Origin of the sequence: Winogradskyella flava (genome assembly GCF_014243395.1) — a bacterium.
In the GTDB taxonomy this organism is placed as follows: domain Bacteria; phylum Bacteroidota; class Bacteroidia; order Flavobacteriales; family Flavobacteriaceae; genus Winogradskyella; species Winogradskyella flava.
Genome location: NZ_JACLCP010000006.1, coordinates 85,204 through 111,299, shown reverse-complemented (window position 1 = coordinate 111,299; position 26,096 = coordinate 85,204). Strand labels below are relative to the sequence as shown.

The 26,096-nt window shown below is 34.8% G+C and carries 23 protein-coding genes; 16 read left to right on the top strand and 7 right to left on the bottom strand.

The annotated features are described in order from the left end of the window. The first annotated feature begins 99 nt into the window (after positions 1 to 99). The 3 genes from H7F21_RS15920 (at position 100) to rlmB (ending at position 5,741) form a co-directional block, all read left to right on the top strand. Positions 100 to 3,222 (top strand): SusC/RagA family TonB-linked outer membrane protein, encoded by a 3,123-nt coding sequence (locus tag H7F21_RS15920; protein WP_185790307.1) that lies wholly within the window; start codon positions 100 to 102, stop codon positions 3,220 to 3,222. A gap of 11 nt (positions 3,223 to 3,233) precedes the next feature. Continuing rightward, positions 3,234 to 4,883, top strand: a complete 1,650-nt coding sequence (locus H7F21_RS15915; protein ID WP_185790306.1) for a RagB/SusD family nutrient uptake outer membrane protein — start codon at positions 3,234 to 3,236, stop codon at positions 4,881 to 4,883. Positions 4,884 to 5,006: 123 nt separating this feature from the next. Then, on the top strand, positions 5,007 to 5,741 hold the full coding sequence (gene rlmB, locus H7F21_RS15910; RefSeq protein ID WP_185790305.1) for a 23S rRNA (guanosine(2251)-2'-O)-methyltransferase RlmB: 735 nt from the start codon (positions 5,007 to 5,009) through the stop codon (positions 5,739 to 5,741). 3 nt (positions 5,742 to 5,744) lie between these two features. Here the strand turns inward: rlmB and H7F21_RS15905 are convergent, their stop codons facing one another. Further along, complete coding sequence (locus tag H7F21_RS15905) at positions 5,745 to 6,497, bottom strand: rhomboid family intramembrane serine protease (protein WP_185790304.1); 753 nt, start codon at positions 6,495 to 6,497, stop codon at positions 5,745 to 5,747. A gap of 209 nt (positions 6,498 to 6,706) precedes the next feature. On the opposite strand from H7F21_RS15905, the gene H7F21_RS15900 reads away from it, so the two are divergent. Then, positions 6,707 to 7,984 (top strand): replication-associated recombination protein A, encoded by a 1,278-nt coding sequence (locus tag H7F21_RS15900; RefSeq protein WP_185790303.1) that lies wholly within the window; start codon positions 6,707 to 6,709, stop codon positions 7,982 to 7,984. On the opposite strand, the gene H7F21_RS15895 is transcribed toward H7F21_RS15900, so the two are convergent. Genes H7F21_RS15895 through radC form a run of 4 tightly spaced genes read right to left on the bottom strand, consistent with a single transcriptional unit; the run spans position 7,981 to position 11,478 of the window. Continuing rightward, positions 7,981 to 8,766, bottom strand: a complete 786-nt coding sequence (locus tag H7F21_RS15895; protein WP_185790302.1) for a hypothetical protein — start codon at positions 8,764 to 8,766, stop codon at positions 7,981 to 7,983. The genes H7F21_RS15900 and H7F21_RS15895 overlap by 4 nt on opposite strands. Before the next feature lie 4 nt (positions 8,767 to 8,770). Then, the gene (locus tag H7F21_RS15890) at positions 8,771 to 9,457 is read right to left on the bottom strand and encodes a YjjG family noncanonical pyrimidine nucleotidase (protein WP_185790301.1); all 687 of its coding nucleotides are present in this window, start codon (positions 9,455 to 9,457) and stop codon (positions 8,771 to 8,773) included. Further along, positions 9,454 to 10,749: a polysaccharide deacetylase family protein gene (locus tag H7F21_RS15885; RefSeq protein ID WP_185790300.1), complete on the bottom strand. Its 1,296-nt coding sequence runs from the start codon at positions 10,747 to 10,749 to the stop codon at positions 9,454 to 9,456. Before H7F21_RS15885 ends, H7F21_RS15890 begins: the two co-directional genes overlap by 4 nt. Positions 10,750 to 10,779: 30 nt before the next feature. Then, positions 10,780 to 11,478 (bottom strand): RadC family protein, encoded by a 699-nt coding sequence (gene radC / locus H7F21_RS15880; RefSeq protein ID WP_185790299.1) that lies wholly within the window; start codon positions 11,476 to 11,478, stop codon positions 10,780 to 10,782. Between the two features lie 143 nt (positions 11,479 to 11,621). Between radC and H7F21_RS15875 the strand changes: the two genes are divergently transcribed. Together H7F21_RS15875 and H7F21_RS15870 are read left to right on the top strand one after the other, a co-directional pair. Next, positions 11,622 to 12,065 (top strand): DUF1569 domain-containing protein, encoded by a 444-nt coding sequence (locus tag H7F21_RS15875; RefSeq protein WP_185790298.1) that lies wholly within the window; start codon positions 11,622 to 11,624, stop codon positions 12,063 to 12,065. Further along, complete coding sequence (locus tag H7F21_RS15870; protein WP_185790297.1) at positions 12,065 to 12,655, top strand: FMN-binding negative transcriptional regulator; 591 nt, start codon at positions 12,065 to 12,067, stop codon at positions 12,653 to 12,655. Before H7F21_RS15875 ends, H7F21_RS15870 begins: the two co-directional genes overlap by 1 nt. A 45-nt stretch (positions 12,656 to 12,700) precedes the next feature. Here the strand turns inward: H7F21_RS15870 and H7F21_RS15865 are convergent, their stop codons facing one another. Then, positions 12,701 to 13,996 carry an integrin alpha gene (locus H7F21_RS15865; RefSeq protein WP_221892499.1) on the bottom strand — a complete coding sequence of 432 codons (1,296 nt, stop codon included), beginning with the start codon at positions 13,994 to 13,996 and terminating at the stop codon, positions 12,701 to 12,703. 186 nt (positions 13,997 to 14,182) lie between these two features. Here H7F21_RS15865 and H7F21_RS15860 point away from each other — a divergent pair, with 186 nt between their 5' ends. From H7F21_RS15860 to H7F21_RS15815, 10 genes are all read left to right on the top strand, one after another. Beyond that, on the top strand, positions 14,183 to 16,027 hold the full coding sequence (locus tag H7F21_RS15860) for a PLP-dependent aminotransferase family protein (protein WP_185790296.1): 1,845 nt from the start codon (positions 14,183 to 14,185) through the stop codon (positions 16,025 to 16,027). 37 nt (positions 16,028 to 16,064) lie between these two features. Next, positions 16,065 to 16,463 carry a helix-turn-helix domain-containing protein gene (locus H7F21_RS15855; protein WP_185790295.1) on the top strand — a complete coding sequence of 133 codons (399 nt, stop codon included), beginning with the start codon at positions 16,065 to 16,067 and terminating at the stop codon, positions 16,461 to 16,463. A 37-nt stretch (positions 16,464 to 16,500) separates the two neighbouring features. After that, a complete protein-coding gene (locus tag H7F21_RS15850; protein ID WP_185790294.1) occupies positions 16,501 to 16,896 on the top strand; it encodes a VOC family protein in 396 nt (131 codons plus the stop codon). A 10-nt stretch (positions 16,897 to 16,906) separates the two neighbouring features. Further along, entirely contained in the window at positions 16,907 to 17,443 is a 537-nt protein-coding gene (locus H7F21_RS15845; RefSeq protein WP_221892498.1) for a VOC family protein, read from the top strand. A gap of 40 nt (positions 17,444 to 17,483) precedes the next feature. Further along, positions 17,484 to 18,374, top strand: a complete 891-nt coding sequence (locus tag H7F21_RS15840; RefSeq protein WP_185790293.1) for a dienelactone hydrolase family protein — start codon at positions 17,484 to 17,486, stop codon at positions 18,372 to 18,374. A gap of 12 nt (positions 18,375 to 18,386) precedes the next feature. Next, a complete protein-coding gene (locus H7F21_RS15835; RefSeq protein WP_185790292.1) occupies positions 18,387 to 19,979 on the top strand; it encodes a glycoside hydrolase family 30 protein in 1,593 nt (530 codons plus the stop codon). 244 nt (positions 19,980 to 20,223) lie between these two features. Then, positions 20,224 to 22,449, top strand: coding sequence for a SulP family inorganic anion transporter (locus H7F21_RS15830; RefSeq protein ID WP_185790291.1), 2,226 nt, complete (start codon positions 20,224 to 20,226; stop codon positions 22,447 to 22,449). Further along, positions 22,450 to 22,749 carry an immunity 53 family protein gene (locus tag H7F21_RS15825; protein WP_185790290.1) on the top strand — a complete coding sequence of 100 codons (300 nt, stop codon included), beginning with the start codon at positions 22,450 to 22,452 and terminating at the stop codon, positions 22,747 to 22,749. A gap of 58 nt (positions 22,750 to 22,807) precedes the next feature. Continuing rightward, entirely contained in the window at positions 22,808 to 23,329 is a 522-nt protein-coding gene (locus H7F21_RS15820) for a hypothetical protein (protein WP_185790289.1), read from the top strand. 190 nt (positions 23,330 to 23,519) lie between these two features. After that, a complete protein-coding gene (locus tag H7F21_RS15815) occupies positions 23,520 to 24,566 on the top strand; it encodes an N-acetylmuramoyl-L-alanine amidase family protein (RefSeq protein ID WP_185790288.1) in 1,047 nt (348 codons plus the stop codon). A gap of 36 nt (positions 24,567 to 24,602) precedes the next feature. On the opposite strand, the gene H7F21_RS15810 is transcribed toward H7F21_RS15815, so the two are convergent. Then, complete coding sequence (locus tag H7F21_RS15810; protein WP_185790287.1) at positions 24,603 to 26,021, bottom strand: hypothetical protein; 1,419 nt, start codon at positions 26,019 to 26,021, stop codon at positions 24,603 to 24,605. Positions 26,022 to 26,096: the final 75 nt, after the last annotated feature.

The following is a 26,096-nucleotide window of genomic DNA, read 5'->3' as shown; positions in this document are numbered from 1 at the left end:
GTAAAAAATTATTAATTATTACACCTTTTTATTAACGAATAGTTGTTTTATTAGTGTATTATTAAGATATTTGATAAACTAATTCAACTAATCAAAAATATGGAAACAAAACTCAAGGGTATTTTTACCCTATTTTTTGCACTATTAATGCAATTCACTTTTGCTCAAGACAAAACAGTTACGGGTGTTGTGTCTGATGCTTCCGGGCTTCCTGTGCCAGGAGTGAATGTGTTAGTAAAAGGAACCCAAAGGGGAACCCAAACAGACTTCGATGGTAAATATTCAATACAAGCCAATGCAGGCGATGTATTAGTCATTAGCTATTTAGGTTTAAAAACTCAAGAGATTACAGTTGGTGACTCAAACACCTACAATGTCTCAATGGAAGAAGACACCTCACAGCTCGACGAGGTCGTGGTAGTTGCATACGGTACTACGACTAAAGAAGCCTTTACGGGGTCAGCTAGTGTCGTTTCCGCCAAGCAATTAGAAACCAGAAATGTGACTTCGCCAATTGAAGGTATTGAAGGTAGGGCAACAGGTGTACAGTTTACAGCACCAACAGGTCCTGGAGCTTCTCCTGGAATCGTGATTAGAGGTGTTGGAACATTGAATGGTTCTACCACTCCACTCTACATTGTGGATGGCGCGCAGTATAATGCGCCGATTAACACGCTTAACCAAGAAGATATTGCTTCCTTTACTATACTTAAGGATGCCGCTTCAACATCATTATATGGTTCTAGAGCAGCAAATGGTGTTGTCATCATTACCACAAAAACTGGTAAGAAAAATGCTTTAAAAGTTACTGCGGGTGTTACATCTGGTTTTGTGACTCGAGGACGTCCATTATATGATGAAGTAAGTCCAGGCGAATACTATGAAGTAATGTGGGAGGCCCTTAGGAATACCGGTGCTGCTGGAGGAGACCCTCAATTTGCTACTGATAACATTTACAATCAACTAGGATATAATCCTTTTAACGTCCCTAATGATCAAATTGTGGGCACTGATGGTCGACTTAATCCTAATGCAGAAGTTATTTATAAAAGCTTAGATTGGTTTGATGTATTGGAGCGCACAGGAACAAGAACTAATTATAATGTCAATCTTTCTGCTGGTGGTGAAAACCATTCCGTGTTCTTTTCAACATCATACCTAGATGAGGAAAGTTATGTCATAACATCTGGTTTTGATCGTTTAACAACAAGATTGAATGGTGAATTTCAGGTCAGCGATCGTATTAAAGTTGGTGGAAGTGTGAACATTGCCTTGACTGAGGCCAGAGCGCCAAGTTCAGGAGGTACGGGTAGTATAGTTAACCCGTTCAGTTTTGCCCGAGGTATAGGATCTATTTATCCAGTATTTGTAAATGACCTAAATGGAAATATTGTTAGAGACGAAGTGGGTAACCGCGTATGGGATAATGGTGAAGGGTTTGCTGAATTCAATATTGGATCAAGACCAATTAACCAAGGACGTCATGCAATCCAAGAATTAACGCTGAACCGTGAACTGAATCAAAATAACACTTATGGATTTAGAATGTTCGGTGAACTTAAAGTTATAGATGGATTGAATGTTGTTATAAGATATGGTAGGGACTTTACCGATTTCTTTTCTAGCGAATATGAAAACCCTGTCATTGGTGACGCGCAACCAGTAGGTAGACTTGATCAAAGACGTGCTAGACGAGATACAGAGACCTTTACCCAGCAAATTAATTATATAAAAAGTTTTGGTAATCATAATCTTGATCTTACTGCAGGTCACGAAAGTTATGAGACAGCCATTAGCGATTTAGATGGTCTTGCTACCATACAAGCAGCGAGTGGTATTTATGAATTTGCAAACTTTTCTAATATCGTTGATCTAGATGGTGCCACGTTTGATAGAGCTTTAGAAAGTTACTTTTTTAGAGCACTATACAATTATGATAATAAATATTATCTAAATGCTTCAGTTAGAACTGATGGTTCGTCAGTATTTCAAACGGATGTAAGATGGGGAACATTTTATGCATTTGGTGCATCATGGCGTTTGGATCAAGAAGAATTTATTCAGAACATCGACTGGATTAATCAACTAAAGCTAAGAGGATCTTATGGCGAAGTCGGTAATGACCAATTGAACGATTCGTACTTATCTCAGGCAAGATTCAATATTACATCTAATGCGGCAGAACCGGCTATATTGTTCACTGATATTGGAAATGCAGATCTCTTATGGGAGACCTCAGAAAGTTTTGATGTGGCTTTAGAATTTGGATTATTTAACAATTTCATAGAAGGATCTATAGAATATTACCAAAGAAATACTACTGATCTTTTGTACAACTTGCCAATTTCGCCTAGTAATGGTTTAAACGTTGTACCTGTAAACGCAGGAGATTTAAGAAACTCTGGTTGGGAATTAGGACTGACTGCACATTTGTTAAATAAAGGTGATTTTAGATGGGATTTGACTCTTCTAGGTTCTACCCTACAAAATGAAATTACAAGTCTACCCGATCCGTTTGTAACAGGAAGTAAGCGTTGGGCCGAAGGAAGATCTAGATATGACTTCTTCTTGTTTAGAACCGCTGGTGTTGATCCTGACACTGGAGACCAACTTTATTTTCAATATGAATTTGATGAAAACAATGAGAGTATTCCTGTACGTGATGCCGAGGGCAATCATCTTACTACAAATGACTGGACAGAGACGGAACGCGCCTATACAGGTGATTCTTCAGTACCAGATTTCATAGGTTCAGTCGCAAGTACCGTTAGTTATAAAGGGTTTACTTTTGACTTCTTGATCACTTATGGTATTGGAGGAAGTGCTTTAGACAATGCTTACTCTAGTATGATGCATAGTGGTACTTACGGTAGATCACTGCACCCAGACATTTTAGATGCATGGAGAGAACCAGGGGATATCACGGACGTGCCTAGATTGGAAAATGGAAATGTACTATTGGTACAAACACAGTCTGACCGATTCTTAACAGATGCCTCTTTCTGGAATTTAAGAAATGCAAGCATTAGTTATAATTTCAACCAATCTTTTGTTAGTAACTTAGGACTAGATAATTTAACCGTAAATCTTACTGGTGAAAATCTTATCTTTAAAAGTAAGAGAGACGGTTTAGATCCTCAAAGCAATTTAGCTGGATTGGGACAAGGAAATAATTTCCAAGCACCAAGAATTTTTTCACTCGGATTGAATGTTTCATTTTAAAAAAAAAAGTTATGTCAAATAAAGTAAAATTAATCATGTTGGCCTTTCTCATGATACCTATCGTATCATGTAAAGAGGATTTCCTTGAAAGAACACCTACCGACGCCATATCTGCTGCAGATGCCTTGGCCAGTGTAGAAAATATGCAACTGGTACTCAATGGTGTGCACAGAGGTCTATATTCACAATCTCAAACTGTATTTCCTGGTGGTAGTACTGCTAGGGCAAACAATCATTATTGGGTACCATTAGGAGATAACCTAGTAGGAACGCTCATCCATACGGCAAATGCTAATAATTTATCATGGCGAAGTGCTATGCAATGGAATGAACACACGATTCAAACGTCATTAACTACTGAACTCATGTGGTACCATCGCTATAATATTATCCTACATGCCAATTTGCTAATTAATGGTATTGCTTCTAGTGGATTTACAGAAACGGCTGCATTGAATGAAATCTTAGGTCAAGCTTACACTTACAGAGCTTATGCCTATTTAGAATTAGTACAACATTACGGCCGTGGCTACTTAATTGGAAATCCATCATCAGATCCAGGAGTGCCACTATTGTTTTCTTCTGAATCCCCTTTTACAAGTGAACCAAGATCAACAGTTCAGGAAATTTATGACCAGGTCGAAGCCGATTTAAATGCTGCTATTACTGCATTTGAAAATGGTACTGGAAGATCTGGAAGTGGTGCGGCTTCTAAAGCACAATTAAATATTAATGTAGCGCATGGTCTTAAAGCACGTTGGGCATTGTCTAAAGGTGATTGGTCTACTGCAGCTGCATCTGCTGTTGCAGCTAGAGACGGATTCCCGCTATTAAATGAAAGCGCTTGGTTATCTGGGTTTGCTACTAACACTCTATCAGAAGTTATTTGGGGAAGTCATGTTATTGAAGCAGAAACTACATTTTTCCGTGCTTATTTTTATTTGGCAAGTAATACTTTCAATGGAAGTCAAATTAGAAATAATCCAAAAGCAGCGGATAGAAGATTAGTCGATGCTATTCCATCAACTGACTATAGAGGACAAGTGTTTTTACCAGATGCACCAAATTCTAACACTTCTGCTGCAAATGGAGAAGGTGGCTGGGCTAATAATACAAACCCGCTATACACTACCGAAGCAGAATTTGATGCTGCTATAGCTGCCATTAAGGGAGAATACGGTTTAGTTTCGGGACACAATACGCACCCTTACATGCATTTTAAATTAAAGCAAGCTAATCCTGGTACCATTGACCCGGATGACGTTATCTATATGCGTTCCTCAGAAATGTATCTTATTGAAGCTGAAGCAAAACTAATGATGAATGATTTGGCTGGAGCTAAAGATGCACTTGCACCATTGGCTAGCGCAAGAGATACCGCATGGGATGCTGATGCTTTTGGGACTGAAGATAGTTTCATGGATCATCTAAAGTTCCAATGGAGATTGGAAATGTGGGGAGAGGGCTTTGGTTATAAGAATCACATAAGATGGGATGAAGGTGTGGATCACGCCGCTAATGGTGGTTCTGGTGCTTCCGAAGTACTTTATCAACAGTCTTATCAGATTGATAGACCATCAATAAATGATGATTGGATTTTCAAAATACCTCAATCTGAGATCAATGCAAATCCTAATTTAGGATCAAGTGATCAAAACTAGATTTTAATTATTTGAGTTAGTTTAAACTCTATTAGAAAATCTCCAACAATATAATATTGTTGGAGATTTTTTTCTTTACCTACTCAGCTCTATTGCAGTCCAATTTATCTACCTTTGTCGCTTATGAAAAATGAAACCACAATATTTGGAATAAGAGCTATCATAGAAGCTATAAAATCTGGAGAAACCATAGATAAAGTCTTTGTACAGAAAGGTGTAAGAAGTGAGTTATTTCAAGAACTAGAACACTTATTAAGACAAGAAGGCATAAATTCATCTTACGTACCCATTGAAAAACTAAACCGATTAACAAAAGGTAATCATCAAGGCGCAGTGGCTCAAATTTCACCTATTGAGTTTCATGATATAGACAATCTAGTTCTCAAAGTCATTGAATCTGGTAAAGTTCCATTATTCCTATTGCTTGACCAACTAAGTGATGTAAGAAATTTTGGTGCTATAGTTAGAACTGCAGAATGTACTGGTGTATCAGGAATCATTATTCAAAAAAAGGGAGGCGCACCTATTAATGGTGACACTATTAAAACAAGTGCCGGTGCAATTTTTAAAATTCCAATTTGTAAGGTAGACCATATAAAAGATGCCGTATTTCATATGCAATCTTCGGGAATAAAAGTTATTGCAGCTACAGAAAAGGCAAGTGACTTTATTTACGATATTTCTTTTAAAGAACCATGCGCCATAATTATGGGTTCTGAAGGTAGAGGTATCAATCCATCGGTTTTAAAAGTTGTGGATGCTCAAGCCAAACTTCCTATTTTAGGCGAGATAGAATCATTAAATGTCTCTGTAGCATGTGGTGCATTTTTATATGAAGCCGTTAGGCAGAGAAGCTAAGTCTTAGTCTTTCTTTTCATTAAAAATATAATTGATTCTTTGTACCATATTGGTATCTGATTCTGTTTGGGACTTTATATCAACTGATTCTTCTGGTAAACTTTCAATAAAATTACCGTCTTCGTCGAAATGCCGCATAAATGGATCATCATCTTCATTGTAATCTGGTCGCTCCCATTTATAGCGTTCTGGTTTTGCAATCTGTTTTCTAAAAACTAAGGCAAAGAACAATCCTGTAATCAATCCACCTAAATGTCCTTCCCATGACATTCCCTCCTTAATAGGGAAAACATACCAAATCATACTTCCGTATAAAAATATGACAATTAAAGAAAGTGCAATCAACCTGTAATGCTTTGCGAAAATCCCTTTAAAAAAAACAAAGCTGACTAATACATATATCAAGCCACTAGCACCAATATGATTTCCATTCTTACCAATCAACCATGTTAAGAATCCAGATAGAATAATACCATAAAGTATTATTTTCCAGGCAATCTTATTATAGAAATAAAACAGTGCTAAGGACAATACCAAGAGTGGAATGGAATTATTGTACAAGTGGTCTATATCTGCATGCAGAAAAGGGCTTGTAAAAATTCCTAAGAGTCCTTCAATTTTTTGAGGCCTGATTCCAAAAGACTTTACGCCATAATTAATATTCACTTGATACCAAAAGACTAGCCATATCAAAAGAACTATCAGCAGTGGATATAAAATAACACTAGTGGAATATTTAAATTGTTGGGTTGACATAGTATCAGTTGCTATTGTAACTTCAAATTTATATCCAAAATAGAATAGTATGAAATATTGTCATAAGTGTTGTTAAAAATCATGAGCATTTTCATTAGCATTTTGTAATTTTACTTGATCGTCATGCTTTAAGTGTTTACAGTTTGCTTTAAACACAAATAATCACAACCACGAAAATCTCGTAAATTTCGAAGAAGATATAACTTTTTATGAATACACCATTAGCTGAAAGGTTGCGTCCTGAAACACTAGAAGACTACTTAAGTCAACAACACTTGGTTGGCAAAGATGGTATGCTCTATCAGCAAATTAAAAGTTGTGTTATTCCGTCTCTTATACTTTGGGGACCTCCAGGAATTGGTAAAACGACTTTGGCGAACGTTATTGCCAACGAATCCGAACGTCCTTTTTTTAAATTAAGTGCCATTAATTCTGGAGTAAAAGACATTAGAGATGTTATTGACAAAGTCAAAAAAAGTGGCGGACTGTTTACAGCAAAAAACCCAATTCTGTTTATTGACGAGATCCATAGATTCAGTAAATCTCAACAAGATTCACTTTTAGAAGCTGTAGAAAAGGGTTGGGTTACCTTAATCGGTGCTACTACGGAAAATCCAAGTTTTGAAGTTATTTCTGCATTGCTTTCAAGATGTCAGGTTTATACATTAAACGCCTTTAGTAAAGACGATTTGGAAGCATTGTTGCAACGTGCTATGACGGAAGACAAGGCGCTTTCAAAATTAAATATTGAGCTAAAGGAAACTGAGGCACTTTTACGTTTTTCTGGTGGTGATGCTAGAAAATTGCTGAACATTTTTGAACTATTGGTGACCTCATTTGAAAACGAACCTATAATAATTACAAATGCACTCGTCACTAAGCAAATACAAAGTAAAGCAGCACGCTATGATAAAACAGGCGAGCAGCATTATGATATTATTTCGGCTTTTATAAAGTCGATACGCGGTAGCGACCCAAATGCTGCCGTGTATTATTTGGCAAGAATGATTGAAGGTGGTGAGGATGTAAAGTTTATAGCTAGACGCCTTTTAATATTAGCGAGTGAGGATGTTGGCAATGCGAATCCAACAGCTCTAGTCATAGCTAATAATACTTTTCAGGCCGTTTCGGTCATTGGGAATCCAGAATCTCGAATTATTTTAAGTCAATGCACTACATATTTGGCAAGTTCACCTAAGAGTAATGCGGCCTATCAAGCCATAAATAAAGCACAGCAATTAGTAAAAGACACTGGTGACTTATCTGTTCCTTTACCCATACGAAATGCTCCAACAAAACTGATGAAAGAGTTAGGTTATGGTGACAACTACAAATATGCGCATAGCTTCGAAAACAATTTTGCTAAACAAGAGTTTTTACCCGAAGAGATAAAAAATACCAAACTCTATAATCCTGGTAATAATTCCAGGGAAGAAGCACAACGCAATTATTTAAGAGCGCTGTGGAAAGAGAAGTATGATTACTAGAATTTTATATTTAGTGATTTTGTTTCTTTGAGCTCTCCATTATTTTCAGAATAATACCAAAATCCATCTTCTTTATAAACTATTGCGCTTTTGCCTTTTACGATAAAAACATCACTAGCAGCTGTAGCCAACAAAAACATGACGACCTTGGGTTCTGAATCCACTATTTGATAACCGCCTTTTTTAGATTGCGCATAATAGATGTCGTTATTTAATTCTGTTGAAGTACTTTCTTCAATAACATCATCAGACAACTCTACTTTAGCCTCAGACCTTGCTTCTGCCTCTTTAGTCTGTTCGCTTATCTCGATCTTATTATTCTCATTAGGAGTTAACACATTATTAGGCTCGTAACTATATTCCAAATCCTGAAATGTCTCAAAGGCATCTCTTAATGCCTGACTATAAGCCCTATCATATTGTTTTAATCGCGACTCTCCTATTTTAGATGTCATGACAACATTATTATAGCAGTCAGCTAATATAATTTCCAATTTAGTTTTAAACATACCGCTTTTGTCTTTCGATACGTCTGATGTTAATGCCAAGCATCTATCCTTTTTTAAATCATCCGGCAACTGGTCATCTATAAAATAAGCTTCATAGCCATACTTATTAAATAAGAACTTAACCAATGAATTTAGTTGATATTGATCATCACTTTTTGAAAATTTAAATTGCTTTGGTACAATAATATACTTGTAATCGTTGATACTTTTTTGTGCTGATATATGCACACTAAAAAGGACAATCGTTATGGTAAAAATGACTTTCTTAAACATAATTTTAAAGATAATTTTTGATAGCCTTTAAATTAGTGATTTTTTTATAACTATGTCCGTTGTGGATATTCTTATAATCAAAATGAATGGTGTCCATACCAATATTTGCCGCCCCCTCTATGTCTGCTTCAAGACTGTCACCAATCATTATGCTGTCTTGTGGATTGGCATTGGCAATTTCTAAAGCAAAATTAAAAATCCTCGGGTTTGGTTTTTTTACACCTACCATCTCGGAATTCGTTACTGTTTTAAAATAGTTTCTGATATTGGCATTTATCATCTTACGCTCTTGAGCCTCTTCAAATCCATTTGTAATGATATGTAAATTGTATTTATGTTTTAGATAATTGAGCGTTTCAAAAGTATGACTAAACAAATGATTAAATGTGGTTAAATGATCTATGTATGCTACTGACAAATGGTTGATCATCTCATCTTCAATATATTCACCTATTACATCAAAGGCATCTTTTAATCTTCCATAGCGCAAGTCTGGTTTTGAAATACGTTCTTCTCTATAAAGTTTCCAATATTTTAAATTTATGGGCTCATAAACTTCTAAGAAGTCTTTTAAATTAGTATGAATATTATTAAGTTGAAAAATCTTCTCAAAAGCCAATCCTGAATTTTTATCAAAATCCCAGAGTGTATGATCTAGATCAAAAAAAACATGCTTTATATTATGGTTCATTCTGCAGATTCTAATACTAAATTAAATAAGGACCTGAAACCATCCCAACGGTCCAAGTCACTGAATGTGTAATTGTGAAAAATTGATGTAAAGGTCCCGTTGACTGCCTTTACCTCATTGATAAGTTTTTGCAAATGCTCTTGCTTGTCTAATTCTGACTCATACTTCAAGAGCGCAAAATCCAAACAATGGTAAGGATTAATCTGTAAAGGTGTTTGAACTTCATAATCCAAATCATAAAATTGGAACGGTGTACAAGTACCAGCTCTAAAGCCAAGAGTATCTATATAACCCATTGTAAAATCTTGATCAATTTCTAACTCGACGAGATTTCTATAAGATTCTGGTAAGTTTAATTTTGAAAACGAGTGCCTGACTGCTTTTAACTCTGTATTAATAATGGATTCCATTTTAAGTTTCTCTTTCTTTAAAATAGAAATATCCTCCAAGGCAAAATAGGAAGCCTTTATACCAACATCACAGTAGTCTGCTATAGATTTTATAAGTGATACAAATGCTTTTTTATTAGTATTTATATTTTTATCATAGGTAGAGTAATCTCCAATTAAAAACAACACCATAAACTTAAAATCACATTGCTTTTGTTTGGCTATAATCCATTTAAACGTATCATATGGATCGCGCTTAAAACCCATTAATACCAAATATCGTTGATATAATTGTCTAAATCTAATACGACCGATATCATTTACAGTTCCGCCCAAGGTACGCAACAACCCCTTTTTTCTGAAATGATAAGCAGTCGGTACATCAATGACTGGCTTGATTGTATATTGTCGTTCTGGAAAACTAAAATCAGGAAAACGCTTTTGTAAAACCTTTTGAAGTTTATAGGCCCAAATGTCTACAACTGGTTGATTTAAAAATCGATGCTTATAGGCCAAGCTTTCCTGAGCCATGAAACGTCCATAGTCATCCCTTACGTGAGGCATATATTCTTCATAACGACTCAGTAAATAAAAAGAAGCTGCGAAAATATCAAAAGGCAAATCACTTCGTTCACCTGTGGCAAAAAAGCCTTTTGTATTATCCCATTGCTGCACGTTAATATCTAAATCAGACAACCCTTGCTGAAAAAGTAATTCGTTACTTCTTATAAACAACTCGTTACTTAAGGGTTGTTTAGTATAAGACATCTTGAGGCTATCGTGGGCAATAAAATCTTCGATTTTAGACGTAAACTTTATGTCTAAATCTAATATGCGCTTGCAAATATGCTTGAATACATACTTTAAACGTGGTGTGATTTTATGGGTGTAAACTAATAGCATTTTTTCAGTAATCAGTCAAAATCTTTTCAGTCACAGAATATTTTCATCCGCGAAACTAAAATACGCTTTATCAGTAACAATCAGATGATCTAGTACTTTTATATCCAAACTTTGGGCAGCCATTTTTAGTTTTTGGGTAATATCCTTATCGGCTTGACTAGGTTTAAGTGTGCCTGATGGATGATTATGGCATAAAATCAAAGCCGTCGCTCCAGTTTCTAAAGCATTTTTTAATACCAAGCGTACATCAACCAAAGTACCCGTAATCCCGCCTTTACTCAATTGATTTTTATGAATGATTTTATTGGAATTATTAAGATGTAGTATCCAGAACTCCTCATGTGGCAACTCGCCCAATATGGGTTGCATTACTTTGTATACCGAATGGCTGGATTCTACCTTATCCAATATTACTTCATCCTCTAGTCTTCTTCGTCTTCCAAGTTCTAATGCAGCTGCTATGGTAATAGCTTTAGCTTCTCCAATGCCCTTAAATTCCATCAGCTGTTTTATGGACAATTTTCCGAGTGCATTGAGATTGTTATCCACACTAGCTAAAATACGTTTGCATAAATCCACGGCACTTTCTTCTCGACTGCCAGAGCCTATTAAAATAGCTACTAATTCGGCATCGCTTAATACAGCTTTTCCTTTATCTCTTAATTTTTCCCGAGGTTGATCGTCTTGAGACCAGTTTTTTATAGAAAATGAAGTCGCTTTCCTTGACATGCTTTAAAGATAAAAAATTGTAAATTTAAGCATCAATTAAAACTTAAAATAAATAACACGAGCTAAAACTAAATATTCTATCTCACGAGTATGAACCATTAGCGAACTGCATTTGACTTAAAGAAAACAATAAAATTGAACAAATGAAATCATTTTTTGAAAATGGCGTCTACGATGAAATCTCTTCTCGAATCAATCAACTAGACAAAGACACTAAAGCTGTTTGGGGCAAAATGCAAGTAGGCCAAATGCTCCATCATTGCCAAATGCCTTTGAATATTATTTTACAAAAGGAAGATTATGGCGTCAAACCCAATTGGTTGGTTAACCTCTTATTTAAAAAATCCATGTACAGCGATAAGCCATGGAGAAAGAACATGCCTACAGCGCCTGGATTTAAGATTACATCTGATAAGGATTTTGAAGTGGAAAAAACGGAAATCGTTAGTCTTATTAATGAATTAAACGCGCAGCGCGAAAAAGAAGATTGGCAACCACATCCTGCTTTTGGTAAACTCACAAAAGAACAATGGGGAAAGATGCAGTATAAACATCTCGATCACCATTTAAGACAATTTGGCGTTTAATGAACTACCCACCAAAACACCACCAAAACGATGACAAAAATCATATGATTGAAGTCATTAAGACCTACCCATTAGCGACTGTCATTTCTGTTAAGGACAACGCACCGTTAATTACGCATTTACCCTTAATTTACGAGAATAAAAAATTGATTGGGCACATTGATATTTTCAATCCACAAGCTAAATTACTTAGAGATGATAATGTCATTACTATTCTTTTCGGAGGCCCACAATGTTACATTTCGCCAACAGTATATTCGACCACGCAATTACCAACTTGGAATTATATTAAGGTCCACCTAAAAGGTATTGTAAAAGCCATTGAAAGTAAAGAAGCTTTGAAGCAATCTTTAATTACTATGACCGAATTCTTGGAAGCACCTGACCATAAATATGTTTTAGAACCTGATAATCCGCGTTTGGATAAAAACCTCAATTATATTGAGATGTTTGAGATTACCATTACTGATTGGGAAGGTAAGTTTAAACTATCTCAAGATAAAAAACCAAGTGATACAAAAGCCGCTCGTGAGGAATTAGTGAGAGCTAACCAAGAAAGTATTAAACAGTTTTTAGATAAAGTATTTTAAAATGGACACCTAGTATCAAAACATAAGGCGATTTTATGTGGGTTTTTAATTAGGTCTAAAGAAAAGTGTATAAAGAGATCCTGTTCCTCCTACGCCTACACCACCACCAAAATTTACGGCAATAGAACCGTCACCTTTTAAATCTCCAACATAGGAGATCGACCGAGCAAAACGATCGCCAGCTCCGAGCGCCAAATTAAAACCACCCTCAGTTGCACTAATTACCTCTAATGATTTAACGGTTTTGTCTGCATTCAAATACATTACATAACCCATACCCCCATTCTGTTGATTTGCACCTGAAATCAAATCTGTTATACCATCACCATCAATATCACCAGCAGCACACATGGCATGACCAAATTGCGCTCCATAAGTTCCATTAGGGTTCTCTTCTAAATCAAGTGTTTCTGTAAAACCATTTAAACTTTCAGTAATTTTAAGTTTAGAAATCACATTATAGGTCCCCGCATCTAATGACAGTATCCATATGGCACCTTTACCACCGTCTGACATAAATGCACCGACCGCCATTTCAATTGTGCCGTCATTATCAAGATCTCCGAGCATAGCAACTTCTCGCCCACCAAATTGATCGTGATCCTCCAATCCACTCCCAAAATCACCTTCTGTAGAACTAATGGTGACGGTCTGCCCATACATTATTTCTGACAAATCGTTTAAAAACAGAATATCTATAGCTCCTCGATCTGTTCCTCCATCGTTTGATCCAGGATTACATGCCACCAAATCTATTCTATTATCATTATTAATATCTCCAATGGCAGAAAGACCTTGAGCAATTATATTCTCATTTTTAACAAAATCCTTAACTGTTCCATCTGAATTCAGGTGAATTATATATAATGAATTATTTGGTGGAACTGGAGCAGAAACGGCTATATCTGGAATACCATCATAATCATAATCTCCTATCCCTGCAACGCCATAACCGAAGAAATTACCTGGATTTAAAGTCTCGTTGAAGTTGCCCTCAATCATTGATATTTTTTGATTAAACAATACAGAGCCGTCATTGTTCATAAATAAAACATAGATTGCCCCTGCATCAATCCCTCCATCGTCATCTGAACGTGCACCAATAATAAAATCGATAACTCCGTCTCCATTAACATCTCCTATAGCATCATGATCTCTAGCAAATCGATCACCAGAATCTAAATCGGCAATTAGTCCGCCTGAGCCATTTTCTATTTTAACAAATCCTTCAGCCTGAAAAGAAGACATATGTTCTTCTTCGTTTGGTTCATCATCCGAATTATTATTACAACAAAAAAACAGTATTAAAAAACAGCTAAAAAATAAATTTTTGTTAATCATATTCCTCTAAAGTTTTAAGTAAGACTCTAACTTTTAATAAAAGTTTAATTGGATAGGCCATATATTTCAAAACCTTTACCTAAAAAACAATAATACCAGTAGTTTGAATACCTTATCTAAAATAAGATTTAATGTTTTAAAAAATCTAATTAATGTATCTTGCTAGCCTATTTGAAAGTGATAATTATGCAAGCAAATAATATCTTTATCTACATAAAATCTGTATTAGAAAATATGCCAAAGGATTGGCTAAACCTCACCACACATCGTCTCGATATTTATAACGAAAAATTAGCGAAAACTGAATTTGTAGTGGAGTTTGAGAATCTCTATAAAACCAATATCTCAGATACTTCAGCTTTAACCAAGTTACCAACAGCTTACGATTATATAAGATTAGGACACCCTTTATCATCAGTATTGGAATGGACTATTGCCAATTTGAACGGTTTAAATTCTAAAAATGTCATAAGCTTTTCATCCCAGACCATGCCCATTTTGGCCGTATTGCGTACCAACCTTTTAGCAAGCAAACAAACAAGAATTTTATACTTGGATAGTCTACCAGAATCACTAGACATAGAGATTCTAAAATCAGTCTATGACTATAATTTTGAAGTTAAAAAGGTTACAGATCTCAATCAAGTTGAAATCTTTAACGGTAGTACCATCCTTATTTCAGAGCATAACAGCATTATTACCAATACATTACATCCAAATATCGATTTTTATGTCAACACGTTCGAAGACTTGGGTAGTGTCTTATTGATTTCAGGAGCACATAATACTAGTTACGTTTCAGATATTCAGCATGTAAGGCGTCGTGAAACCATTGCCATGACACCAGCAAATTGTCTATTGGCTTTAAACGCTTTTACAACCCAATCACCAATCACTATTGAAAGTAGAACTACAGACGTAAATAAAGCTAATGTTGTTTCTACAATCAATACGATTACAGGTACTAATGGGCAGGCTTTAGTCGCTTCAAGTGGATTGTCCATACAATATGCCATTATGATGGGATTGGTAAAGCATGCGCAAGAACATCATAAGAGAAAGGCTATAAAATTTGTTGTCCCTCCAAACTGTTATGGTGGCACCAATGACCAAGCAAGACGTATCGCGGCATGCCTAGACAATGTAAGCATTGTAGATTTACCTGTAGATGGTGATAATGATATGGTACAAAGTGTGGAGACCGTTTTAACGCAGATAGCCAATGAAGATGCCGTACCTTACATTATTGCCGAAATACCAACTAATCCGCGAGTTGAAGTTCCTGATCTTACAAAGTTAAAAGTAGCTTTAAGCAAAGAGCGATATACAAGAAGTGGAAATAGTGCTATTGCTCCTGTTTTTATATTGGACCAGACGTTTTGTCCTAATGTGCAATTTTTAGGAGATGGTAAAATGTTATCAACCGTTCAAACTATTGCTTATGTTAGTGGTTCAAAATTTCCTAGTGGCGGAAAATGTACTGCCGGTTATTGCGTTGCTAATTCTAAAGCAGAACATCTTATAAGTGCTATTGACAAGCATCTTAGTGTATGTGATAATGAAGCAACCGATTTACAATATGAAATTCTAGCCCAGCAAATGCCATCGATGAATACAAGAATCACTGAGGCCTACAAAAATACGCGTGATTTTGTGAATTACATCAAAATGACACTACCAGAGGCTAAAATTAATTTCGTTACTGAGGCGCTAGCTGCGCAAGAGTTTACGCCTTCCGTTTTTTCTTTAAATCTTCCAACTAAAGGAACTACCGAAACCGAACGCGAAGCTTATAAACGTGCATTAAATCTTAAGCTCATCAACTTAATGATTACCAAAATCCCTGATGAAAGTAAATACTGTGTCAGCTACGGTCAATTAAAAGGTTGCTACTGGACTATACCAGCCACCTCAACCCAAGGCACAACCAAAGAAAGCGACAAAGATTATATAATACGCGCATCGTTGTCCCCTGATTTGGATTTAAAACGTCATAAAGCCATTTTTAAAGAATTTGTTGAGCATATTTAATTGACTTTCTCAAATATTTCTGCGAACTTAGCTGTGCATGAGTTTTTATGAAGAAAAAATAAGTCAGCTTAAAAAAAGTCATTATTCTAATGATAAACAAATCGAGTCTGTTATAGGCATTAAAAACTACATTGACAATAACTATGACACTGACTTGAATTTAGACTTTTTATCGTACACTCGATTTATTTCCAAATATCACTTATTGCGATTATTTAAACGGTATTATGGCCTAACTCCAAGACAATACTTAATCGATAAGCGGATAGAAAAATCAAAAACGCACTTAAAAGAACAAATGTCAGTTACGGAAACCTGTTTTGCCGTTGGTTTTCAAAGTTTAGGTTCGTTTAGTTCTTTATTTAAGTCCAGAACAGGACAATCTCCAAGTCAATATCAAAAAGAGCAATTTTCAAGAAGCACATCTCATTCTTAATTTTCAATTTTGAGAGCAAATTAATAATCACCATAAAATGAAAATCACAGTCATTAGCATTCCCGTTCGCGATCAGGAAAAAGCATTACACTTTTACACCGAAAAATTGGGTTTTATTAAAAAGAAAGATATGCCATTAGATGGCGATAACCGATGGATTACTTTGGTATCTAAAGACGCCCAAGATGGACCAGAACTATTATTAGAACCTGCTCCACTTCATTTTGAACCATGTAAAGTCTTCCAAGATTCGTTAATGGCAGCCGGAATTCCATGGACCCAGTTTGATGTAGATAGTGTCGATGCCGAATACGAACGCCTGACAAAAATTGGAGTAGAATTCAGCATTAAACCCTCTATTTTTAGCACGGTGAAATATGCTGTGTTTAATGATACCTGTGGCAATTACATACAAATCGTAGAAAACCTATAAACCTTTAACAATGAAAAAGTTTATTTCACTCATCGTATTAATAGTATTATTCAATTGTAATAATAAATCTCTTAATGAAGAACTAGATAACCTAAGATCTGAAAACTACGAACTCAAAAAAGAGGTGGACAAGGCAATAGCAGATTCTAAAAGGCAAATAACTACATTTCTAACTTTTCAAAATAAAGATGCTGAGCAAGCCATGAACTTCTATGTTAGCATCTTTAAAAACTCGAAAATCACTGAGGTCAGACGGCATGGAAAAGAGAGTCCTGCTCCGGAGGGATCGATTTTAATGGCAAGATTTGAGTTAAACGGAAGTCAATATGCTTGCAGTGATAGCTATATAAAACACGAATGGAATTTTACACCAGGAGTGTCCAATTTTGTGGATTGTGCATCTAACGAAGAACTCGAAAGCCTCTTTACAAAACTATCTGAAAATGGAAAGGTACTAATGCCATTAGCGGATTATGGCTTCAGTAAAAAGTTTGGTTTTATCGAAGACCAATTTGGAGTGTCTTGGCAATTGAATTTAGATGAATAAAAATCACTAACTTTAAGAGGTCATTTTAAAACCCACTGCCATGAAAGACCTTAAAAAAGAAGATATTAAACAAGAAGTTTTTGATCTTTACGATGACTATGCACATAACAAACTCAACCGACGTCAATTTGTAGAAAAATTATCACTCTATGCCGTTGGTGGCTTAACAGTATCTTCATTGTTAAGTTTTATGTCGCCAAATTATGTCGACACGCTTTTAGTCCAACCAGATGATCCTAACTTAGACTCTAAGTTTATAGAATATGATTCCCTTAAAGGTGGAGGCACTATTAAAGGGCTTCTGTCCAAACCTAAGAATCTAGATAAAAAATTACCTGGTGTGGTTTTGGTTCACGAAAATAGAGGTCTAAATCCATATATAGAAGATGTAGGCAGACGCACAGCTAAAGCCAATTTCATCTCCTTGGCACCAGATGCGTTGTCACCTTTAGGTGGTTATCCCGGCAATGATGATGATGGTAGAGCAATGCAAAAAAAGCGAGACCGAAATGAAATGCTGGAGGACTTTATAGCCGCTTATGATTATTTAATGAATCATAAAGATTGCAATGGTAAGGTCGGTGTAGTAGGGTTTTGCTTTGGTGGATGGATCTCAAATATGATGGCGGTACGCTTACCAGATTTAGGTGCGGCTGTACCTTATTATGGTAGACAACCGGAAGCTGAAGACGCAAAGAAAGTTAAGGCACCTCTTCTACTCCAATATGGCGAATTAGATACTAGGATTAATGCTGGTTGGCCAGCTTTTGAAGCTATCTTAAAGGCCAATAACATTGAATATCAAGCCTATATTTATCCTGGTGTAAATCACGGATTCCATAATAACACTACACCTCGTTATGATAAAGAAGCTGCTCAATTATCCTGGGATAGGACTATTGCTTTTTTTGATAAGCATTTGAAAGTATAGTTTAGCTGTAATATGATAGACCTATCGAGAATTACAACTATTCGATTTTTGCTTGCTTTTTCTATATCTAGTGTATTTGTGAGTTGCAAATCCGATAATTCCAATTCTAATTATTTAGTGGATATTTATCAGACATCAGCTTCTGGTGATAATCTTAAATTAATTTCTGAAGGACAAGAATTGTCTAGTAAATCCTTAAAAACAAGTATTTCCTTAAGGCTTAATCCCGAAAAAGTGTTTCAAGAGTACTATGGTTTTGGTGCTTCGTTTACTGAATCCTCTGCATGGAACCTAGCTACAATTCCTGAAGAATTACGAAAAACGGTTTTAACCAAATTATTTAGTCCAACGCAAGGCGCAGGTTTTACACTCACACGAACTCATATTAATAGCAGTGATTATTCTAATAATCATTATACATACGTTGAACACAATGATGAAGATCTATCAACTTTCAGTGTTTATGAAGATATGAAAGGATTTTCAGGTAATGAAAACGACCAAGTAAAAAATATTGAACTTATAGATCCTAGTTATGACCTCATTCCAATGATTTTAGAAGCATTTAATATTGCTGGATCAGACTTCAAAATAATTGCATCCCCTTGGAGTCCACCATCTTGGATGAAAGCAAACGAAACTTCGGAAATGACTAACGGCTCCTTACAACCTAAATATTATGGGCTTTGGGCAGAATATCTATCAAAATACGTGAGTGCTTACAAAGAACAAGGTATAGATCTTTGGGGAATCACTCCTCAAAATGAACCATTACATGCACACGATGCACGTTGGGACAGTAATGGCTTAACTCCCGAACAAGGACGTGTTTTTTTACGAGATCATCTTGGACCTCAACTAGTAAAAGATGGTCATTTAATTCTTAATGATTTAGATGCAGGATTAAAAGTACTCATCTACGATCATAACAAATCTGAAATGAATGCTTATGTAGCACCAACCTACTTAGATACTGAAGCATCTAAATATGCTTGGGGAACAGCCTTTCACTGGTATGCCAGCTCAAAACTCGAAGAAAATAATTGGTATGCGCAAGAACTAGATAAGCTACAAACAACATGGCCAGACAAAGGTAGAATACATACAGAATCGAGCATAGATATTGATGCCGACGACCCAATTGGTCAATATTGGAGAGAGAGCACAGATTATGCAGGTAAGTTTGTTCCTTTTAGCACCTATGCTTACGATATCATTACAGATATGAATAATGGAGTTCAAGGTTATATTGAGTGGTGTATTATTCTAAGTCACCTTGGTCAACCCAACCCTTATGATAATTTTAATAGTGCTCCAGTACTCATCAACCCAGTAACTGACGAGGTCATTTACACACCTCTCTATTATTTGTTAAGTCATTTTAGCAAGTTTATAAGGCCTGGAGCACGCCGAATTGTACTAGAAAGCAAACCTATAGATGGACTTATACACACAGCAGCAAAAAATATTGATGGTTCAATTGCTGTTGTTGTTTTTAATAACAACAAGACCTCGCAAAATCTATCACTAGTTTTAGGAGCCCATAGTTACACCTTTAATATTGCACCAAATACTATGCAAACGCTTCATCTGCGGAAAAAATAAATGCTATGCGCAAGCTAAATTTATTATCATAATACTTTAACATCAATTGAAATTTTAACCTAGACACAAAATTGGCACAGAGATAAAGTTGTTTAAATACAACTTCGTATTACAAATCATCATTTTAAATTTCTGAAAAACAAAACTAGGTCATATATTACATGACTTAAGAATTATGGAATAATCTATTAACATCTTTTTATATCCAAAATCTTAATATTTATAAACCTAGACAGTTACATAAATGGAAGTTACACCAAAAAAAGGTTTTAAGGGCTTAATTGAAAATTGGCAAAGTGATTTAATCGCAGCAGTGAGTGTCTCACTCATTGCATTACCTCTTTCTCTAGGTATAGCGTTGGCAGCAGGCGCACCTGCAATGTCAGGTATCATTTCTGCAATTATTGGTGGTGTTGTAACAACATTTTACAGAGGCGGACACATATCTGTCAACGGACCTGCCAAAGGTGTTATTGCTGTTATACTTTTAGGGATTGCATTGATGGATGATGGTTCAGGGCAAGCATTTAATTATGTATTGGCGGCAGTGGTTGTTTCTGGGGCAATTCAGGTGCTATTAGGATTATTGAAGTTAGGTCGATTAGCGGACATCTTTCATTCTTCCGTAATTCATGGTATTTTAGCTGCCATCGGAATTATCATATTTGCAAAACAGATCCATGTTGCTATGGGGACACATTCTGATAGTCCGAGCATTATACAGAACCTTGTTGATGCGATTGTATACCTACCTCAAGCGAATCCTTTTGTAGTTATTATTGCTCTAGTAGGCTTACTCATACTATTGTTTCATTCCAAAATTAGTAATAGAATTTTTCATATTTTACCAACTCCAATGTGGGTTGTAGGGCTTTCTATTCCATTTGTTTATCTATTCAATTTCTTTGATCCACATACACTTTCATTTTTTGGAAGGGCATACGACGTCGGACCTAAATTACTCCTAGATATTCCTGATAACATTATGGACTCCATAATGCATCCAAATTTTAATAAAATTAATACTATAGAGTTCTGGACAACCGTCATATCCATTTTAATCATAACTAGTATTGAATCTTTGGCCATTGCGAAAGCGGTTGACAAAATTGACCCTTATAAACGCAAGACGGATTTGAATAAGGATTTGACAGGTATTGGATTAAGCACCATGGCAGCAGGTATGATTGGAGGTTTGCCAATTATTGCTGTGATTATTCGAAGTACAGTAAACATTCATAATGGAGCGAAGACAAAGTGGTCTAATATGTATCAAGGCCTTTTATTGCTACTTTTTATTGTGGTACTTAGCCCAATAATGAGACAAGTTCCGCTATGTGCGTTTGCAATTTTACTTGTTTACACTGGGTTTAAATTAGCTTCGCCTGCCGTCTTCAAACAAATTTACAGTCAAGGCATCGAGCAATTAATATTTTTTATTGGCACCATGGTTTTAACACTTTACACCAATTTATTAATTGGATTACTTGGTGGATTATTATTAGCTATGGTTAGTCACATGCTATTGGCAAATGTATCTATACCGCAATTCTTTAAAATGGTATATCGTTCAGGATCAAATATAATTATGAAACCTGATGGTAGTTATGATTTGAATATTAAAGGCATTGCTAATTTTTTAGGCATCCTAAAAATTGATAAAATGGTGGCTCAGATTCCTTCTGGAGCCAACGTAAATATTGATTTATCAGAAACACGGTTGGTTGGTATTACCTATATGGATTACATAGTCGACTATCTAAAGATGCAAAAGAATACAGGTGGTGAAGTGATCATAAAAGGACTAGATTCTCATGTGTCTTCTTCTACCCATAATAGAGCTTTAAAAATTGCCTTAAATAATCAAGTCACAAAATTATCCGCAAGGCAAATCCGTTTACAAAATTTAGCTAATGAAAATGATTATCAATACACTAATCGCGTAGATTGGAATACTAACTATCTAAAGAGATTTCACTTTTTTGAAATTAGACCCATTGAGCGTAAATCTAATTGTCTCAAAGGAACATTTAAAAATTTAAATGTGTCTTGGGAAATCACGGATGTTACATTTAGTGAAGGTTCGGCTTTTACAGCTGAGACATTTAATATGACGCTAATGGTATTAAAATTGCCTAAAAAATTGCCTGTTTTCACTATGGAAAAAGAGGGCGTATTAGAAAAATTATTTGACCGTGTAATGGCTTACACTGGCTATAAAGATATTGACTTTGAAATGTATCCAGATTTTTCTAAGAAGTTTCTCATAATGGGAAATAAGGAATCTGAAATTAGATCATTTTTTACAGATGACATCATTCGCTTTTTCGAAAGTCATCAGATTTACCATCTAGAAAGTAATGGTGAAGCACTAGTTATTTTTGATAAAATAAAATTGGCGAGAACAGATGAAACCATTGCATTTATAGAATATGGTAAAGAGTTAGCCGCACTGTTAGACGTAAAATAAATGGAAATTTTAGACTGGATACAAGATTGGTTTAAGACCAATTGTGATAGTGAATGGGAAAAAGATGAAGTGATTCAGATTACGACACTAGCCGCTCCAGGTTGGGAAGTGGAAATTGACATCTCAAAAACATCAATTGCCAATTTAGAAATCAAATGGATTCTTAACGAAATTAATCGCCAAGATTGGTATGGTGTTAAAGTTGAAAATTCTAAGTTTTTTGCTGCTGGTGATGCTAGTAAATTGACTTTTCTATTAGACTTGTTTAAACAGATGATTGATAAGATTGAGAATGAATAGTTTTGTCTTTCTCAATTATTTCAGCGAACTTCGTTAGTGATGTATATAAATTGTTCGAATGAATTTTAGGTTGCATTTATTCCTTGGTTTTGCTATTGCTTGTCTTTTCAAGGTTACTGCCCAAGAAATTATTGATTTTGATGATTTATATATTGATGATAATAACCTCATACATAAGACTTCTAACGATTCTCTCTTCTCTGGTATTTGTGAAAAAAGACGAAAAAACAACCATTTAGTTTTAGAGGAATACTTCGAAAATGGGATTATTAAAATGGCGAAATACTATTATAATGGTAAAAAGAAAATCGTTTCTGATAGCGTCATTTATAATATCTCAAAACCTTTTGAATATAAAACTATTTATTGTTTTAATCTAGACTCAAGTCTTTACGAAAAAGAAAGTTTTGATGATGACGGTAAATTTATTCTAAAAGAAGAGTTTGAAAATGAAAAGCTGATTTATAGTTGCCAATATAATGGCAAGAAAAAGCACGGTAAAGAATTTTGCTACTCAAAAGATGGTGAACCATTAGAGTTTAGATATGCTAATGGTAAAAAGCTAAAAACCAAAATGTAAAGGATTAGTAATTAAAAATTTACTATTTGACCTACTAATTCCCAGAACTCATTCAAAACATTAAGTGACTTGCATAGGTTGCTTTTCCTCTTTGTATAATTATATACGATTTCCAACACACAATAAATCAACCTATAAAGCAGTTATTAAGCCCTAGTATTCTAGAACTTTTATTAACTTCAAAAATAACATGTTAAAATATTACTTCACCTTTTTTATATTACTTTCCATCAATGCAGTTACAGGTCAATCTGCTCCCAAAACTGTGATTGCTAAGTCTGGAGATGGTATTTATTCCCTTTTAAGAGATAATAATATTGACCTCTCCTATGTTGATGAGTTTATAAAACTCAATAAAACAAAACTGACGGCAGATAATACATTAATTCTAGGGAAAGCTTATGATCTACCAACTATACAGAAGGATTCTATATCTATTGTAGAAGTAACTAAATTAGATAGTGTTTCTAGTGCTTCCCTTAAGCCCATAATAAAAGAAATGTCTTTATTTGGAAAAGATTATAGCAATGTTATTGTTGAAAATGATACACTTAAAAATGCTGTATATTACTTAATCTCTGGTCATGGTGGTCCAGATCCAGGAGCAACAACAACATACGATTCTAAATTAATTTCTGAAGATGAATATGCCTACGACGTTACATTACGACTCGCAAGAAAACTAATCGCCAAAGGCGCTACAGTCTACATCATTGTAAAAGATAAAAACGACGGTATAAGAGATGAGCGTGTTTTAGAAGTCGATTATGATGAAGTGTGCTATCCCAACAATACGATTCCAAGAAATCAAAAATTGCGATTACAACAACGCACCAATACTGTTAATAATTTATACTTAAAACATAAAGGTGCTGCTGCTTATCAAAGGCTTATAGTAACTCATGTAGATAGCAGAAGTGTTGGGAAAAATATAGATGTTTTCTTTTACCATCATAAAAACAGCGACAATGGAAAACGCTTAGCAGAGCATATTCATAAGACATTTAAACAAAAATATGCAAAGCATCAACCCAATCGGATCTATTCTGGTACCGTGAGCACTAGAAGTAGTTTGTATTTAATTAAGAATACCATGCCACCTGTGGTGTATATAGAACTAGGAAATATTAGAAATAAAAAAGATCAAAAACGTATATTAAATTATGAAAACAGGGAAGCTTTAGCGAATTGGATTCATAAGGGGCTTTTAGCGGATTATGAAAGTCATAAGGATTAACCTCATCATAATTTAAGCTATTATGATTGCTTTTGCTTATTCAAATCGTTCGGTTATTATAATTTGAAATTTCTCATCAAGTCGCCTTAGTTCTGCTCGATGTTTTTCATTACTGCTGAATTGATTATTATAAATTTCATTAATCATTTGATCATAATCAATTTTAGAATTCCTTTTCTTTAACTTAAGAACTGATTCGCTATGAGCGGAAAGTACATTGATATAATCTTGATATGTGGTATCATCTTTATAAACATACTCAAATACTGTTAGTGAATCAATATGTCTCTGGAATTCTGTGACTAAGTCATTAGGTTTTACAATTCTATTATCAAACACTACAGTCTCACCCACATTCACAAAGATTGTATCGGAAGAATTGAGTTCATTTATATAATCAAAATATGGCGGCCTTGGTGGTTCGTGAGGTTCTCTAGGAAAGGCTTCATGTAATGATGGTGAAATGGAATATTTTATTTGATTATTATAAAATTGATTTGTTAATTCTTCGTTATTGGCGACTTCATAGATAATTTGAAATTTACCAGAATTGTAAAGACTAAATTCAAACTCTTTGACATATTTTATTGGTATACTTTTATTAGCCCTTAGTCTAGGAACAGATTTATACTCATATTCCCTTGGAATTTCATCATGCCAATCTTGAATATAATAATAAACATCATGTAATTCTATCCTATCATATTGTTCATTAAAAAGCCCTACTTGACCTTTATGATTAAAATCTATTTTAAAAACTGGTTTGTCATAATAACGTTTTTTATATAATTCATCATGGAATACACTTTTGGGAACATTAATAGTAGGCTTTTTGACTAACATATTTTCATCAAAAGATTTATAATCAAATACATTTAGCTGACTTAAACCGAATGTTAAGATGGTAAGAGTTCCAAAATGCATCATCTGAATTTTCCATCGGTTCCTTTTAAGAACTTGAATTAAAGTTTTCCAGGATTCTAGATACAAAACCACAACTAATAAAATAGCAGGAATCATAAGGTTTTCAATATAGTCAAACCCAATAGTGAGAAAGGAAAATACACCCAGAAAGACCCAGATTTTACCAAACCAATAGATAAAATTAAATGCCAAAAAAACTTGATCATTTATTATTCGTCCTCGTTTTATATTCCTCTTTGAAAGTGCAGATTGTGGGCTACTTATCAACAAACCTATAGCAATAGAATTACCAAAGATTAAAGAAATAGCAGCAAAGAAGAGATTATGGAAATTTCTGTTAACGTCAGAAATAACTATTGGTCTATTTTCAAAATCCAAATTCATCATTCTGAAATATTCCCTAAACAAAGTGAAGAAGCTATAAATAAAAATTGCAGAAGCTAATCCAATACTAATGGATAGGATAATTCTCTTTTTAGAAACTGATTTGATATTAAATCTTGAATCATAAAAAACACGATTGAACTTCATAGATAATAGCTATTAATATGTAAGTCTTAATAACTAACTATTTGTTACGACTATGAAATTTTGAGATCCTGAAAA

Excerpts from the sequence above, each read along its gene's own strand:
- H7F21_RS15885 (WP_185790300.1), bottom strand. The coding sequence starts at position 10,749 with ATGCTATTAGTTTACACCCATAAAATCACACCACGTTTAAAGTATGTA.
- H7F21_RS15920 (WP_185790307.1), top strand. The coding sequence starts at position 100 with ATGGAAACAAAACTCAAGGGTATTTTTACCCTATTTTTTGCACTATTA.
- rlmB (WP_185790305.1), top strand. The coding sequence starts at position 5,007 with ATGAAAAATGAAACCACAATATTTGGAATAAGAGCTATCATAGAAGCT.
- H7F21_RS15895 (WP_185790302.1), bottom strand. The coding sequence starts at position 8,766 with ATGTTTAAGAAAGTCATTTTTACCATAACGATTGTCCTTTTTAGTGTG.
- H7F21_RS15865 (WP_221892499.1), bottom strand. The coding sequence starts at position 13,996 with ATGATTAACAAAAATTTATTTTTTAGCTGTTTTTTAATACTGTTTTTT.
- H7F21_RS15860 (WP_185790296.1), top strand. The coding sequence starts at position 14,183 with ATGCAAGCAAATAATATCTTTATCTACATAAAATCTGTATTAGAAAAT.
- H7F21_RS15810 (WP_185790287.1), bottom strand. The coding sequence starts at position 26,021 with ATGAAGTTCAATCGTGTTTTTTATGATTCAAGATTTAATATCAAATCA.
- H7F21_RS15825 (WP_185790290.1), top strand. The coding sequence starts at position 22,450 with ATGGAAATTTTAGACTGGATACAAGATTGGTTTAAGACCAATTGTGAT.
- H7F21_RS15850 (WP_185790294.1), top strand. The coding sequence starts at position 16,501 with ATGAAAATCACAGTCATTAGCATTCCCGTTCGCGATCAGGAAAAAGCA.
- radC (WP_185790299.1), bottom strand. The coding sequence starts at position 11,478 with ATGTCAAGGAAAGCGACTTCATTTTCTATAAAAAACTGGTCTCAAGAC.
- H7F21_RS15835 (WP_185790292.1), top strand. The coding sequence starts at position 18,387 with ATGATAGACCTATCGAGAATTACAACTATTCGATTTTTGCTTGCTTTT.
- H7F21_RS15815 (WP_185790288.1), top strand. The coding sequence starts at position 23,520 with ATGTTAAAATATTACTTCACCTTTTTTATATTACTTTCCATCAATGCA.
- H7F21_RS15890 (WP_185790301.1), bottom strand. The coding sequence starts at position 9,457 with ATGAACCATAATATAAAGCATGTTTTTTTTGATCTAGATCATACACTC.
- H7F21_RS15855 (WP_185790295.1), top strand. The coding sequence starts at position 16,065 with ATGAGTTTTTATGAAGAAAAAATAAGTCAGCTTAAAAAAAGTCATTAT.
- H7F21_RS15845 (WP_221892498.1), top strand. The coding sequence starts at position 16,907 with ATGAAAAAGTTTATTTCACTCATCGTATTAATAGTATTATTCAATTGT.
- H7F21_RS15870 (WP_185790297.1), top strand. The coding sequence starts at position 12,065 with ATGAACTACCCACCAAAACACCACCAAAACGATGACAAAAATCATATG.
- H7F21_RS15840 (WP_185790293.1), top strand. The coding sequence starts at position 17,484 with ATGAAAGACCTTAAAAAAGAAGATATTAAACAAGAAGTTTTTGATCTT.
- H7F21_RS15900 (WP_185790303.1), top strand. The coding sequence starts at position 6,707 with ATGAATACACCATTAGCTGAAAGGTTGCGTCCTGAAACACTAGAAGAC.
- H7F21_RS15820 (WP_185790289.1), top strand. The coding sequence starts at position 22,808 with ATGAATTTTAGGTTGCATTTATTCCTTGGTTTTGCTATTGCTTGTCTT.
- H7F21_RS15905 (WP_185790304.1), bottom strand. The coding sequence starts at position 6,497 with ATGTCAACCCAACAATTTAAATATTCCACTAGTGTTATTTTATATCCA.
- H7F21_RS15875 (WP_185790298.1), top strand. The coding sequence starts at position 11,622 with ATGAAATCATTTTTTGAAAATGGCGTCTACGATGAAATCTCTTCTCGA.
- H7F21_RS15830 (WP_185790291.1), top strand. The coding sequence starts at position 20,224 with ATGGAAGTTACACCAAAAAAAGGTTTTAAGGGCTTAATTGAAAATTGG.
- H7F21_RS15915 (WP_185790306.1), top strand. The coding sequence starts at position 3,234 with ATGTCAAATAAAGTAAAATTAATCATGTTGGCCTTTCTCATGATACCT.